Source organism: Microbacterium daqui, assembly GCF_050408675.1.
GTDB lineage: Bacteria > Actinomycetota > Actinomycetes > Actinomycetales > Microbacteriaceae > Microbacterium.
The window spans coordinates 1-14,282 of sequence record NZ_JBNTKF010000035.1; the positions used below are offsets into that span (position 1 = coordinate 1).

Genomic DNA, 14,282 nt, shown 5'->3' on the forward strand with positions numbered 1-14,282 from the left:
GTCTGCGCGCGCAGACTCACTTCGCCAGCAAGTCGCCCACTCGACGCCTCTTCGAGAGCGGTCAGTGTGTCGGTCGTCGCTGCTTCGTCCCACTCGAGCCCGCGCTCGAGAGCCACGAGCACGCGACTGTCGTTCGTCATGCTCGCCAGCGCGAGCACGGTGCTGAGGCTGTCGTTGCGCAACACCGCGTCGTTCTCCGTGACCGCAATCGACAGCGCCGCTGACAGTTCGGCGTCATAAACCAGGGCATCAGCGCCACTGCCATCGAGCGTGACATGCGCCTGCGAAGCATCAGCCTGCGCCGACGACACCAACACCGTCTTGTCTTCGGCCGCTGCCCACTCCGCCGTTGCCTGCGTCATGGTTCCGCCCGTCGGCCACACCAGGTCGTCGAACGCGCCAGGAATCGCGAGCAACTCATCGAGCGTCGGCACGGCACCGGGCGTGGCACCCGGCGTCGGCGTTGCCGCATCGATCGGTTGCGTGAAGCTCGCGTCGAGGTAACGAGTGAGCGACGTCGGCCCCAGCGTGGGCTGGCCCGCGGCCACCAGCGTGGCGATGTCAGGATCTGCAAACGGCAGCGCAAAAATGTCGTTGTCGAGCTCATCAAATGCGGTGAGCCACGCCTGCACCGACGCCGGCGCCGACCTACCCAGCACGCGCATGGCGGCAATGATCGCGGGGTCAACGGCGACGATCACGTTGGCCTGCTGCGCGGCGCGCAACGCGAGCGTGAGGTCACCATCAGCATCCGTGAGCTCGGCCAACGCCGCGGGCGTGAGAAGCCCCGAAGTTATGGCGGGGGCCGTGAACGGAACCACGACAGAAACGTTGTCGCCGGCTTGCGGAACCATGATGACGGTGTGGTCTGTGTGCGTCACGGTGCCAGCGACATACGACACTTCAATCGGATAGACGCCGGGGGTGAGATCCGTCAGCGTCGTGACAATACGCGAGCCCGTCATCTCGAAGTTCGTGGTGGCACCGGCGCTGACCGGGGCCACCGCCACGGTGCCAATATCGGTGAAGAGCCCGGTGACCGTGCCGCCAGCCAACCAATCGGCAATCGACGTTTCGTCGGCGAGCGCGGTGGCGCCGACGCGCATCGTCGCGGTGCCCGCGACAGTCGTGCTCGCTCCCCCGTTGGTGAGGCGCACGTCGACGACGAGATCCGTGCCGGGCTCAAAGACGCCACCCGCGCGCGCAGCCGCAACCATGGTTCCGACTCCGGCGTCAGCCGTGGGCTCCGGAGCCGGCGTCACTGGCGACACGGCGGGCGTGGGTGTGGGAGTTTCTGCGGCGAAAGCGGCGGGTGCGATCACGAGGCCCGAACCCACGACAAGCATCGCGGCGCACAGCGTCGCCGCGTGGCGCCAGCGCAGGGCTGAAGGAAGAGGTCGCGTCGTGGTCATTTCACAGGGGTCGGGTGAACACACGCCACACGACTGCCTTGATTCTAGGGCAGGGGCCTCTCACTACCCTGGCAGCCCGGCCAGAATCAGGGCGGCTGCGCTTAGACGCCGACGCGGCGGAAAGCGTCGCGGCTGAGGCCCTGAGCGACGATAACCTTCGCCCACTCGCGGGCGCTGTGCAGGCTGTGATCGCGGTAGTTGCCGCAGCCCTCAGCTGATACGCCCTGCACGTCGCTCCACTCGGCCTCGTTCCCGATGAACTCGAGGCACTCGGTGATGGCGACGGCGACCTGCTCGACGGTGGGCTGACCCCACGTGATGAGGTGAAAGCCTGTGCGGCACCCGAACGGGGAAATATCGATGACGCCGTCGAGACGATCACGCAGCAGGCTCGCGAGCAGGTGCTCGATCGTGTGCAGACCCGCGGTGGGAATCTCGCCCGCGTTCGGCTGCACGAAGCGCACGTCGAAGTTGGAGATTTCGTCACCGCGTGGGCCCGCGCTCACGCCGATCAGGCGAATGTAAGGTGCGAGTACTGCGGTGTGATCCAGCGTGAAGCTTTCAACCTCGGCCATGAGTTCTCCGTTGTTCAAAGAATGGGGTGCTTCGAACATAGCGAACGGTGCCGCGCGGATCCGACACGCGCGACACCGTTCGACATCTGTCGACTACTTCAGGTCACCACCGCAGTGGTCTTCATTGATGCCACCCCAGCGGCCGTGCTCCATGCAGTCCTTACCCTTGTCTGGCTGCGGGTCTTGGCGAGCGGGCTTGTTGGCGTTGCCGTGGTCGCTACCGTCCATCTGCTCGGAGTGCGGTGCGGCAACAGCGGAGGTTGCCAGCATTGGCATCGCTCCGAACGTGAGAATACCGGCGACCAAGACGGTGCCAGCGATGCGCTTGATGGACATTTACCCTCCCAAAGGAACTCAGTGGCGTGCTCCACGTCACCCTCGAAGATTAGGACGGTCTCATGTTGCCCGTCGAGCGTTCCGGCCCCGCCTCATGCTTGCACAACCCAAATTGCGCAATTTTGTGGTTCCGCCTCCGTATAAACACAACGCTCTTACGCGTGTTGCAATAGAGAGGTGCATATTCACGCTGATTCCGCTCTGATCGCCGCGCTCGCCACCGACCTTCGCGAGGCGCGCTTTACGTCAGAGAGCATTCGCGCCGCGTGGGGCGTTGCAGCCGACAATGCGTTCGCACGCGGAACCAGGGTGCCGGCTCTGCGAGCACTCAAGAATCGTACGGACGCGGTGGCGGTCCTCGCCCGCCTTTTCGTCCTCGGTATCGCGCAGCCGACGGTCGATGTCGCTGCAGCGCTGCCGACCGTTGGCATCGACGGCGTGCGCACCCTGGGCCTCGTGGCCGGAGATGACGTGTGTGCGCCCACCGTGTTGATTCGGCCGCAGTCTTTTGTCGATGAGGCCGGTGCCGGCGAATGGTGGATCGCGAGCGACCTCGACGAGACGGCACTCGGTGGCCCGCTCCCCGACGACCATGTCTTGGGTGTCGGCGGCGCATCGTTGACGCTTGCCGGACTCCAGGTTCCGACTCCCGCGGGTAGCGTCTTCGACCTCGGCACCGGGTGCGGAATTCAGGCGTTGCGTGCGCGTCGTCACGCCGACCGTGTTGTCGCAACCGATATTTCGGAGAACGCCCTCGCATTTGCGCGGTTCAACGCGCTGCTGAACGGCGTCGATGACATTGACGTGCGGGCGGGCAGCCTGTTTGAGCCGGTCGCCGGCGAGACGTTTGACCGCATCGTGTCGAACCCGCCGTTTGTTATTACGCCGCGCCGCGACGACGTACCCGCGTACGAGTACCGCGACGGCGGCATGCAGGGGGACGACCTCGTGGCCGCTGTTTTCGCGGGCGTTGGGGAGCACCTGAACCCCGGCGGCATCGCGCAGTTCTTGGGCAACTGGGAGTACCGTTGGGGCACCGATGGGCTGCACCGCGTGCGGTCATGGGTCGAGGCATCGCCGGTGCCGCTCGAAGCGTGGGTCATTGAGCGAGAACAGCTCGATCCCGCCGAGTACGCCGCGCTGTGGATTCGCGATGGCGGAACCGTGCAGGGCACCGATGCGCACGAGCGGCTGCTCGATGCGTGGCTCGACGACTTCTCGCACCGCAACGTCACGGCGATCGGGTTTGGGTACGTTTTGCTGCGTCGTCCGCTCGAGGGTGAGCCGACGCTACGCCGTTTTGAGCGGGTAGTGACACCGATTCCGGCGGAGGGCACGATTGGTGCGCACCTCGCCGACATGCTCGCCGCACACGACGCGGTTGGCGCGTTGAATGATGACGACCTGGCCGCTCTGCACCTCGTGGCGGCGCCCGATGTGACCGAAAAGCGTCACTACCTTCCCGGCGCTGAAGACCCGACGGTCATCGAGTTGAATCAGGGCTCGGGTTTTGGTCGTGCACTCTCTGTCGACCCCGATCTGGCGGCGCTCGTTGGTGCATGTGACGGCGAACTCTCGTTGCAACAGATCAACGACGCGATCGCTCACCTGTGGGAGGTTGACCCGGTCGCGCTCCGCGCCGACCTTCTCCCCCGCGTGCGCGAGCTCATCATGGGTGGGTTCCTGCACGTCGCTTGACCGCAAGAGATACCGTAAAGCGCCTCTGCGGGTCAACCCTCTAGTTCTCCGCTACGGGATCCCATAGACTCGCGGCCACAACTAGTGCAGAACATCCCTTGAGGAGGCAGCATGACCATCGGATTCGGAATCTTCATCTTTGTGATCGGTGCCATTTTGGCGTTCGCGCTAAATTTCCAGGTGGACTGGATTGATCTTGACCTTGTCGGGTACATCATGATGGGCGCCGGTGCCCTGATGTTCCTTATTGGGCTGGGCATCATGTTCAGCCGCCGTTCGTCGTCAAGCGTTTCATCGACGCAGGTCGACCCGGCGTCGGGCTCCCGCGTGACGCGCACCGAGACACAACTGCCTAACGACCAGGTCTAGTCTCCGGTCATCGTGCGTTCAGCACCGTTTCGGTAGGCTCGAAGGATGCTGAACATGGTGGAGGGTCTCGCACGCCTTCAAGCAGTCGCAACCTCTCCCGTTGTCGCAACCGTCGCTGACGCGTTCGCGGCCGCCGGCAAAGATCTCGCTCTCGTCGGCGGCCCGGTGCGAGACGCGCTGCTCGGGCGCCCGACGCACGACCTCGACTTCACAACGAACGCTTTGCCCGACGAAATTCTCGCGATCGTCACCCCGATTTCGACGACGCAGTGGGACATTGGGCGGGCATTCGGAACCATTGGCGCACGCGTCAAGGGTGAAAACGTTGAGATCACCACGTACCGCGCCGACGCCTACGACGGTGTCACGCGCAAGCCCGTTGTCGCCTTTGGCGACAATCTCGACGCCGACCTGACCCGTCGTGACTTCACCGTCAATGCAATGGCCCTCAAGGTTCCGTCGGTCACACTCGTTGACCCGACCGGCGGTGTCGAAGACCTCGTGGCGGGCGTGCTGCGCACCCCGATCGACCCCAACATCAGCTTCGGTGACGACCCGCTGCGCATGCTGCGTGCCGCGCGCTTCGCGTCGCAGCTGGAGTTTGAGGTTGCTGAGCCGACCCTCGAGGCCATCGCAGCGCTGCGCGCCACGATCAGCATCGTTTCGCCCGAGCGCATTCAGTCGGAGATCGTGCGCCTGCTGCAGACCGACGACCCCTCGCGCGGCATCCGCCTTATGGTCGAGACTGGGCTCATCGATGAGTTCATGCCCGAAGTTTCGGCGCTTCAGCTTGAGGTCGATGAGCACCACCACCATAAAGACGTTTATGAGCATTCGCTCACCGTGCTGCGTCAGGCGATTCAGCATGAGAAGGAGCGTTTTGGCGACGCGGAACCAAACATCGCGTTGCGCTTGGCGGCGCTACTTCACGACGTGGGCAAGCCCCGCACCCGCAAGCTCGAGCCGAACGGCGGCGTGACATTTCATCATCACGACGTGGTTGGCTCGCGCATGGTGAAGAAGCGCCTGCAGGCGCTGCGGTTCGACAACGACACGACTGCCGCAGTCGCGAAACTCGTTGAGCTGCACTTGCGGTTCTTCGGTTACGCCGAAGGCGCGTGGACCGACTCTGCCGTACGCCGCTACGTGCGCGACGCCGGCGACCTGCTCGCCGAACTACACATTCTCACGCGCGCCGACGTCACGACCCGCAATAAGAAAAAGGCTGCCCGCCTCGCCCGCGCCTACGACGACATCGAAAAGCGCATCGACGAGCTCGCCGCACAGGAAGAGCTCGACTCCCTCCGCCCCGAACTCGACGGCAACCAGATCCAGGAGATCCTGGGCATCGGCCCCGGCCGCGAAGTCGGCGAGGCCTACAAGTTCTTGATGGACATTCGTCTCGACGAAGGCATGATCGGTGTCGAGGCCGCGGAAGCGCGGCTGCGCGAGTGGTGGAGTGCACGCGCCGTTGAGTGACCGGCGGGTGACGGTGTCGCTAAGTTGCGACACGGTGGCCACAGGGGTGCGACAATCGCTGGGTCAAGAGTTTTCTCATGTAACTCTAACCAATTCAATAAAGCCTGGTCAGACGGATATAAATGTGTGGAATCTGGCTTGCTTTAAGCATTCTCAATACATTGTTCATGTTCAAAGCGTTATAAGCCGCAACCTTCGCCGCAAGTAGACATTTTGACGGTCACCAGAGTCTGCGAAAAGAAAATTTTCAAATTGAGCATGAATTTGTGTCTCAAAGTGCACAAAACGCGGCAGTCGTTCGGTTTTGGGTGTGTGAGAGGCTACGTGCTTACACTGGATGCCAGTGTTCGAAGAGGAACCCATGACGTCACAGTGGTCAGCACCGCGCGGTGTGACCCCCGAAACATCGCGCCTCTTGGTGGAGCGCGCGCACGAAGAAATCATTGCGGGCAACCTTGGCGATGCCCGTCTTCTCGATGTGCGCGAACTCGTGCGCGAATCGTGGCGTCGTTCCCTTGCTTCTGCGGTCGGAGCCGAAGACCTCCCTCCCCTAGAATTCACGCGCGAAGCCATCGAGGCCTACCGGCGCGATCACCCCCTCGCGGGTGCGCGCGACATGATTCGTGCCCTTCTCATCCCGGGCGATGCCGCGAGTTCTGGCGTCGTCGTCGCGGTCGGCGATGCAGCGGGCCGCCTGCTGTGGGTCGAGGGCGACCACGGCATTCAAACCCTCACGAGCGACATGGGCTTCGTTGCCGGCGCGAACTGGTCGGAGCAGAAGGTCGGCACGTCGGCTCCCGGAACCGCGTTGCAGTTGGGCCAATCGGTGCAGATTCAGGGTGCAGAGCACTTCAATCGGTTTGTGCAGCCGTGGTCGTGTACCGCGGCACCCGTGCGTGACCCAGAAACCCGCGAAATTCTCGGCGTTATCGATGTGACGGGCGGCGTTGAAGCCGTGACGCCTCAGGCTCAGCTTCTCGTTGACGCCACCGCGCGTGCCGTCGAATCCGAACTTCTCGTTGCGCGCCTGCGCCAACGTGCGGAGCCGCAAGCCCCGGTAACCACGCCCCGCCGCGCTCCGGCAAAAACCGCACGCGCCAGCCTGCGCGTGCTCGGTCAGGAGCGTGCTTACCTCGCGGTTGAGGGTGAGGGCGTTGCCACGCACACCCCCCTGGGTGCTCGTCATGCTGAGATTCTGCTCATGCTCGTCGTGAACCGTCAGGGCCTCTCCGCCGAACGCCTCACCGAACTCGTCTATGGCGAAGGCGCGAGCATTGACACCCTCCGCCCCGAAATGGTGCGCCTACGTAAGTTCCTTGCTCGCGTCGCGCCCTTCGTCGAGCTCGAATCCCGCCCGTACCGCCTCAAACCCGCACTCGAGTCAGACGCCCACCACGTGCTCTCCCTACTTGATCGTGGAGCGCACCGCGTCGCACTCGCGGCGTACACCGGCGACGTGCTCACTGGTTCCGTCTCCCCCGGTGTCGAAGACTTCCGCAACACGGTGCGCACGGCCCTTCGCGAAGCCCTCATCGCCGAGGCGAGCGTCGAGGTGCTGCTGGAATACGCCGACACCGAGGCTGGCCAAGACGACCTCGAGGTGCTGCAACTCGCGCTTGAACTGTTGCCCGCAAGATCGCCGAAGCGCTCGATGCTGGTCAGCCGCATCGAGCGCCTCGCCTAAACCACCGTCAGCTTACGTGGTGTGCGGTTTTTGTGGGGGGTTCCGTCGTGGATCGCGGGTGCGGCGTGAAGTCTTGGTCAATGTCAAGCTCTACGCACGTCTCGTCGGCGATGAGGAGCATGCCGGTGCTGCGCGCGGTTGCCGTGATGCGGGCGCGCTCTTCGTCGGTGAACGAGGCGCCGGTCGGGTTCTGAAAGTCGGGAATCAGGTATGCGAGGTGCGGTCGCGCGTCGAACAGGGTCGTTGTGAGGTGCCATCGACGCGCAGACTGGCCCGTTTATGACAGTCGACTTTGCGTGAAGTGGACCGGAAATGCGGCCGCCATCGCAGAGCACCATGTGTTCATGCGACTGCTTCGAGCCATCTTTCTTCCCGTCACCGGCGTGCGCGACTCCACTGAGCGTGTGTTGCAGCTGCTGGTCGGCCTCGTTCTCTACGGAGTTGCGCTCGCGTTCATGATTCGTGGCGGCATTGGGCTCGCGCCGTGGGACGTGCTCGCCGTCGGCACCGCGAAGCACGTGCCGCTGAGTTTTGGTGCCGTCGTGGTGGCGCTGTCGGTTGTGCTGCTGCTGCTGTGGGTTCCGTTGCCGCCGACTTTAGCCCGGGGCCCCGCGACGGCCTGATGACCGGTCTCGTCGCTCGCACCGGCCGACCCGTGTGGCTCGTACGCGCCGTCATCGAGGGATCAGTGTTGGTTTTGGGGTTCGCGTTGGGCGGACCGGTGGGAGTCGGAACCGTGGTGTTCGCTTTTGGGGTGGGTCCACTGATCGGGTTGGTGCTGCCGCGCATGCAGCGCTGGCGCTCCGCCCGCAGCGCCCGGGCGGTCGCCGCCCCGCCCGTTGAGCGGGCGGAGCGAGACCCCTCGGCCCTTGAGCGAGCGTAGCGAGACGAAACATGCTGCCCCGCTCCATGCGACCCTGGCCTCGAGTCGGCCGGGGAAGAGTCGTCCATCATTTGCTTTCGCTGAGCAACGCCTGTCGAATCGAGTGCGCGAGATCGGTAACATCGGCGGGGCCGGAGGTGTCCATGCACAGCATGGGGAGCCCGGTCATGGGGCGGGCTTTCGCCGCCCAGGCCTCCCACTCGTCGACGCGGCCCTGATCGTCGTGCACCCCGTGCCGGGGCCTGGTCAGGTAGCGCTCGCGCATGATCTGGCGCGGAGCTTCGCACCAGACCTCGAGACCCGCTGGCGAGCCAGCGGACTCCCAACCGCGACGGAACCATTCCTCGTCACGTCCGGCAAGCCAAAAGGAATCGACAAGCACAGCGCCGTTCAACATCCCGACGATCCGCCACAGCGCGTCGGACGCTAAGGCGCCGACGGCGCGGGTCGGGAGCTGGGCATCCACCGCATCCCCGAGCGCCTCTTTGATTGCATCTTTGGATACCAGGGGCACGCCCAGTAAGGCCGCGAGGGGGCTTGCGAGGGTCGTCTTTCCGGATCCGGGCATGCCGTTCAGGACGATGAGCCGGTCAGGCATCCGGCAGTCCTCGCAGTCGTGACGTCATGGTTCCATCGTCGCGCAGACTGGCTCGCTTTCGCCAGTGCACTCAGCCGTACCCATGGTTCCGAATCCCCGGAATTTCGCGGGATTCAGCGAGGCCATAGTGACGTGCAAGGTTGTGCAACGTTGCGCGGCGTAGCTTCTGTGCAACGCGATTCACATCGCACCTGATGTCAAAGGAGACAGCTCATGACCATTGTTGAAGAAGGCGTATCGAGCATCTACGCCGCTCCGGGGCAAGCCGGATCCGTTGCCAACTATCGTGCGCGCTACGGCCACTACATCGGTGGCGAGTGGGTCGAGCCGATCAAGGGGCAATACTTCGAGAACATTTCGCCCGTCAACGGCAAGCCGTTCTGTGAGGTTGGCCGCGGCACCGTCGAAGATATTGACCGCGCGGTTGATGTCGCGTGGAAGGCGTTTCAGGGGTGGAAGAAGACCTCCCCCACGCAGCGCGCGAACATCATGAACAAGATCGCTGACCGTATGGAGCAGCACCTCGAAGCGATTGCGGTCGCGGAGACGTGGGAAAACGGTAAGCCGGTTCGTGAGACGCTCGCCGCCGATATTCCGCTCGCAATCGACCACTTCCGCTACTTTGCTGGCGCGCTTCGTGCGCAGGAGGGTGGCCTCAGCCAGCTCGATGAGAACACGGTGGCGTACCACTTCCACGAGCCGCTCGGTGTGGTGGGGCAGATCATTCCGTGGAACTTCCCGATTCTGATGGCCGTGTGGAAGCTCGCGCCCGCGCTCGCGGCGGGTAACTGCATCGTGCTGAAGCCGGCCGAACAGACGCCGGCGTCGATTCTCTTCCTATTCGACATCATCGGTGACCTGCTGCCGGCCGGTGTCATCAACATCGTCAACGGCTTCGGTATCGAGGCTGGCGCGCCGCTCGCGTCGCACAAGAAGATCCGCAAGATCGCGTTCACGGGTGAGACCACGACCGGCCGCCTGATCATGCAGTACGCGTCGCAGAACCTCATTCCGGTGACGCTCGAACTCGGTGGCAAGTCGCCGAACGTGTTCTTCGAAGACGTCGCGCAGCAGGACGACGCGTTCTACGACAAGGCCCTCGAAGGCTTCACGATGTTCGCGCTTAACCAGGGCGAAGTGTGCACGTGCCCGTCGCGTGCGCTGCTGCAGAAATCGATCTACGACTCTTTCCTCAGCGACGGCCTCGAGCGCGTCGGCAAGATCGTGCAGGGCAACCCGCTCGACCCCGCCACCATGATCGGTGCGCAGGCGTCGAACGACCAGCTCGAGAAGATTCTGTCGTACATCCAGATCGGTCAGGAGGGTGGCGCGAAGCTGCTCACCGGTGGCGAGCGCGTCGACCTCGGCGGCGACCTGTCTGACGGCTTCTACGTCGCCCCGACCGTTTTCGAAGGCACGAACGACATGCGCATCTTCCAGGAGGAGATCTTCGGGCCCGTGCTCTCAGTCACGAGCTTCGAGAACTTCGACGACGCCATCTCGATCGCGAACGACACGCTCTACGGCCTCGGCGCCGGAGTCTGGAGCCGCTCCGGCGACACCGCCTACCGCGCTGGCCGTGCGATCGAAGCCGGACGCGTGTGGACCAACACCTACCACCAGTACCCCGCGCACGCAGCGTTCGGTGGCTACAAGCAGTCGGGTATCGGCCGCGAAAACCACCTCAAGATGCTCGAGCACTACCAGCAGACGAAGAACCTCCTCGTCAGCTACGCCGAAGGACCGATGGGCTTCTTCTAAGCCCTGTCTTGTTCAATTGACCTCCCCGGGCGCCGGATTGTGAATCCCTTCCTGGCGCCGGCGCCCGGGTGAACAATGGGTCCCCACAGACCAGGGTGGGAGCAGGGCCGCTCCTGCTCCCACCCTTCATTTATTGGCGTTGGGGGAGGGTTTCGGTTTCTTGCTCGGTCGTTGAGCGAGGACGCGGAGCGACCGAGACGAAACGTACCTACTGAATCGAATCGGTGAGGGTGTGCGCATTTCGTAACCAGATGGTTCCGACTCTTCTTTGGAGAGGGGAGCAGGTGGTTCCGGAACCAGCGGAGCGGTGTTTTGATTGGCATGCGTCTCGAAGAAGAGGAGCAAGTGATGAGTGAATTTTCGCGGGTGGCCGTCACCGATGAGGCGGCCGAGCTGCTGCGGCAGCTGACCGGGCAGCACGGGCCGCTGATGTTTCATCAGTCGGGCGGATGCTGTGATGGCAGTGCGCCGATGTGTTATCCGGTGGGGATGTACATGCTCAGTGCCGTCGACGTGCACCTCGGATCGCTGCACGTTGACGGGCTCGAGCCGATCGAGGTGTACATGTCGGAGTCCCAGTTTGAGTACTGGAAATTCACGCACCTCACGATCGACGTCGTCGACGGGCGTGGTGCGGGGTTCAGTGTGGAGAGTCCGACCGGGAAGCGATTTTTGATTCGATCACGCATGCTGACCGACGACGAAGTGCTGCACTTCGGGCTGCTTGGGGAGCGGGCTGCGGGGCGGTGATGGGCTTTCGCGCGGCGGGTGTTCTCGTTGCGCGTAGGTGCTGGTAGCCCCACCGTTCGTCGGGTGAGGATGTGTAGGGGTCGAGGTGCGTATGGACGAGATCGAATCGAACGGGGCGTGATGCCCGGGTTTCTCCGGCATCGCACGGGTTGAGCGAGGACGCGCAGCGACCGAGCCGAAACGCGCCACCCCGGCCTTTCGCTTGGCGCACCCCGGCGCTTGGTTGGCCATGCACCCCGCATCGGTGCGCGTCGGCGCTTCCTCCCCACCCGTGCTGATTGAGGTACGTCTCCACAATCCCGTCGAACGTGCCACCTGAGCATGCGGAAACGGTAGACCAGACACCAACGCACAAGTCGTTGAGCCAACCTCCCCCAGACTCGACACCAGATTCGTAAATATGTACCAATTCATTTCAGAAAGCTATTGACACGTTTAGAACAGTAGTGCGAGAATAGAACATGGCAATCACCACCGGTCTCGAAACTCTGATCCCCGCGCTCTGCGGGCGTCAGAGTGATCCGGCTGTGCGTGATTGCGTGGCGAGCGATTCGGCTGTGTGTGAGCATGACGCCGGCGCGCAGGATGATGCGGCGGAGTTGGCGGCGGGTCGGGAGTTTGCTGCCCGGTTGGGTGCGCTGAGTGATGACCAGTTGTTGGTTGTGAAAGCCCAGATGCTTGCGGTGAACCGGCGGTGGGCTGCAATGATGCAGTCGATGACCGGTATTGTTGCGGCGCGGTCGAGTCGTGAGTTTGGTCATGGTGGTTTGGCGGCGAAGCGGGGGCATCGGTCGGCGGTTTCGATGCTGCAAGCAGACCTTGGCATCAGTAGGGCTGAGGCCACGCGTCTCGTGAATGTCGCTGAAAGTGTGACGGAAGTCACCGGTGCGGCGGCGCGTCCGGATGGGGCGACGACTGACGCGGAGCGTGAAGCGCAAGCCGTCGCCGAAGCAGAAGCACGCGCCAAAGCTGAGGCTGAAGCGAAAGCACGCGGGGAGAGCGGCGAAGACGCCGACCTCGATGACGAGGTTGATGAGACGCTGCTGCCGTGGGATGACGCGTTGAAGGTCGCGAATCGTTCGGGTGTGCTGAGTGGTTCGCAGTTCAACGCGATTACCGCCGGCCTTGGTGACCCGCCCCAGATCAAGCGCGATATCAACGGCGGTCCGGTCAATGACGACTTCACGCGGCTCGTTGGCGACGACGGCGTGGCCGTGACTCGCGACGACGCTGACGCTTTCGATTTGCAGGCGCGGGAGGCGTGGCGGCAGGCTGCGGTTGATTTGATCGCGGAGGCGCAGGTGCGGATGCTCAGCGACCTCCAAGCCCACGCCCGCAGCGTGCGCGACGTTCTCGACCCGGAGGGTGCGGAGCGTCGGTTTACGCGGCGGCATGACGCGCGCGCGTTCCAAATCCGTCAGCTCGATACCGGCGCAATGCGTGCGACGTGGATCATGGACGACATCACCGGCCTTGCCGTCAAGACCGCCCTCGACGCAGCCCTTCGCCCCCGCACCGGCGGCCCGAGGTTCGTGGACTCCGCCGAAGATGCGGCGGCGAAAGAGCTCGCGAACGATCCCCGCAGCAACGATCAACTCGCTCACGACCTCATGGCCGACATCTTCCGTGCCGGGATCCTCGCCGACGCGAAGTCGGTGTTCGGCACGCGTCAGGCGGGTGTTCGTCTCGTGCAGGTCATCACCGATAACGGCCAGCGCGTGAGTGTCGCGCATGCCGAAGATGGTCTCGGCACGCTGCCCGGCACGATCGCCGACCAACACCTCTGCGACGTTGGTGCCACACGCATCCTCGTTGATGGTGACGGCAACCCGTTGAATCTGGGCCGCACGTCGCGAATGTTTACCGCGAAGCAGCGCATGGCACTCGCCGCCCGCGACGGCGGCTGCCGCTGGACCGGCTGCGAACGCCCCGCCTCCTACTGCGAAGCGCACCACATCGATCCGTGGGAAGAAGGCGGCAACACCGACATCGACCGCGGCATCCTGCTCTGCCAGTACCACCACCTCACCCTCCACAACAACCACTGGCGCATCACACGCGAAGGCACAGGCGACTTCACCCTCACCCACCCCGACCACCCACCCCAAATCCTCCCACCCCGCGCCCCACTAACCTACGCATGGCACCACCTCACCCTCCCCGACCGCCAATTCCGGCCAAACCAGGCGAACTCCCGGCCCACCGGCGGCGCCGGTTCCCCACCATCGGGCTCACGCACGCCCCGACCCACCCGAAACACCCCCGCACCGCGCGGCACAGGTCGGTCCAGCACAGCCCTGGCGGGTAGCGGATCGACGGGTAGTCGGTCGAGGGGAACCACTGCGTCTATCCCACCGAGTTCGGATCGATGCCCCGCATCCTCACCCCCAACTTCCCGACCGTCCCGAGCCGCACGGCACGACTCTGCCCGCCGACGCGGCTACATCACGCTCCCCAGCAACGCGTACCCGATACGCCAGTAGATTTCCGGACCGTCGGTACGCCATCGCAAAGGATCGACCGTCGCGACCCCGCCCCAGCAGCCCCGTCAAAACCTGGCCGCCGTATCCCAGCCGATTCGATCCAGTCGATCCGTTTCGTCTCGGTCGCTACGCGTCCTCGCTCAACTGTCAGTGTGGGTGGTGGCCGACGGTGTCTGCTGACAGGCTCGGTGTTGGTACTTGCTGCTGGACGTGACTCATCGCTCAACTGACCGCGTTTGCGTGTGTCTTGCGCT

General features: G+C 64.0%; 12 protein-coding genes and 1 pseudogene. 9 read left to right on the forward strand and 4 right to left on the reverse strand.

All coding sequences use genetic code 11. The features are described from left to right. From ACQUSY_RS13010 to ACQUSY_RS13020, 3 genes and pseudogenes are all read right to left on the reverse strand, one after another. Positions 1-1,412, reverse strand: a pseudogene (locus tag ACQUSY_RS13010) (hypothetical protein); the annotation flags it as partial. A 101-nt stretch (positions 1,413-1,513) separates the two neighbouring features. After that, entirely contained in the window at positions 1,514-1,987 is a 474-nt protein-coding gene (locus ACQUSY_RS13015) for an S-ribosylhomocysteine lyase (RefSeq protein WP_428904872.1), read from the reverse strand. 93 nt (positions 1,988-2,080) lie between these two features. Beyond that, positions 2,081-2,323 carry a hypothetical protein gene (locus tag ACQUSY_RS13020; RefSeq protein WP_428904873.1) on the reverse strand — a complete coding sequence of 81 codons (243 nt, stop codon included), beginning with the start codon at positions 2,321-2,323 and terminating at the stop codon, positions 2,081-2,083. Between the two features lie 177 nt (positions 2,324-2,500). Between ACQUSY_RS13020 and ACQUSY_RS13025 the strand changes: the two genes are divergently transcribed. From ACQUSY_RS13025 to ACQUSY_RS13385, 6 genes are all read left to right on the forward strand, one after another. Next, positions 2,501-4,021 (forward strand): DUF7059 domain-containing protein, encoded by a 1,521-nt coding sequence (locus ACQUSY_RS13025; protein WP_428904874.1) that lies wholly within the window; start codon positions 2,501-2,503, stop codon positions 4,019-4,021. Positions 4,022-4,132: 111 nt separating this feature from the next. Next, entirely contained in the window at positions 4,133-4,390 is a 258-nt protein-coding gene (locus ACQUSY_RS13030) for a DUF6458 family protein (protein ID WP_428904875.1), read from the forward strand. Positions 4,391-4,435: 45 nt separating this feature from the next. Continuing rightward, positions 4,436-5,869 (forward strand): CCA tRNA nucleotidyltransferase, encoded by a 1,434-nt coding sequence (locus ACQUSY_RS13035; protein WP_428904876.1) that lies wholly within the window; start codon positions 4,436-4,438, stop codon positions 5,867-5,869. Positions 5,870-6,230: 361 nt separating this feature from the next. Continuing rightward, entirely contained in the window at positions 6,231-7,553 is a 1,323-nt protein-coding gene (locus tag ACQUSY_RS13040) for a GAF domain-containing protein (protein WP_428904877.1), read from the forward strand. Between the two features lie 344 nt (positions 7,554-7,897). After that, positions 7,898-8,176, forward strand: coding sequence for a DUF6198 family protein (locus tag ACQUSY_RS13045; RefSeq protein ID WP_428904878.1), 279 nt, complete (start codon positions 7,898-7,900; stop codon positions 8,174-8,176). After that, positions 8,128-8,436 carry a DUF6198 family protein gene (locus ACQUSY_RS13385; RefSeq protein ID WP_489685724.1) on the forward strand — a complete coding sequence of 103 codons (309 nt, stop codon included), beginning with the start codon at positions 8,128-8,130 and terminating at the stop codon, positions 8,434-8,436. The genes ACQUSY_RS13045 and ACQUSY_RS13385 overlap by 49 nt, the downstream gene beginning before the upstream one ends. A 67-nt stretch (positions 8,437-8,503) precedes the next feature. On the opposite strand, the gene ACQUSY_RS13050 is transcribed toward ACQUSY_RS13385, so the two are convergent. Beyond that, positions 8,504-9,034 (reverse strand): P-loop nucleotide/nucleoside kinase family protein, encoded by a 531-nt coding sequence (locus ACQUSY_RS13050; protein WP_428904879.1) that lies wholly within the window; start codon positions 9,032-9,034, stop codon positions 8,504-8,506. 213 nt (positions 9,035-9,247) lie between these two features. Here ACQUSY_RS13050 and exaC point away from each other — a divergent pair, with 213 nt between their 5' ends. The 3 genes from exaC (at position 9,248) to ACQUSY_RS13065 (ending at position 14,028) form a co-directional block, all read left to right on the forward strand. After that, positions 9,248-10,795, forward strand: a complete 1,548-nt coding sequence (gene exaC, locus ACQUSY_RS13055) for an acetaldehyde dehydrogenase ExaC (RefSeq protein WP_428904880.1) — start codon at positions 9,248-9,250, stop codon at positions 10,793-10,795. A 348-nt stretch (positions 10,796-11,143) separates the two neighbouring features. Then, the gene (locus tag ACQUSY_RS13060; protein WP_428904881.1) at positions 11,144-11,545 is read left to right on the forward strand and encodes a DUF779 domain-containing protein; all 402 of its coding nucleotides are present in this window, start codon (positions 11,144-11,146) and stop codon (positions 11,543-11,545) included. A gap of 461 nt (positions 11,546-12,006) precedes the next feature. After that, on the forward strand, positions 12,007-14,028 hold the full coding sequence (locus ACQUSY_RS13065) for an HNH endonuclease signature motif containing protein (protein ID WP_428904882.1): 2,022 nt from the start codon (positions 12,007-12,009) through the stop codon (positions 14,026-14,028). Positions 14,029-14,282 lie beyond the last annotated feature (254 nt).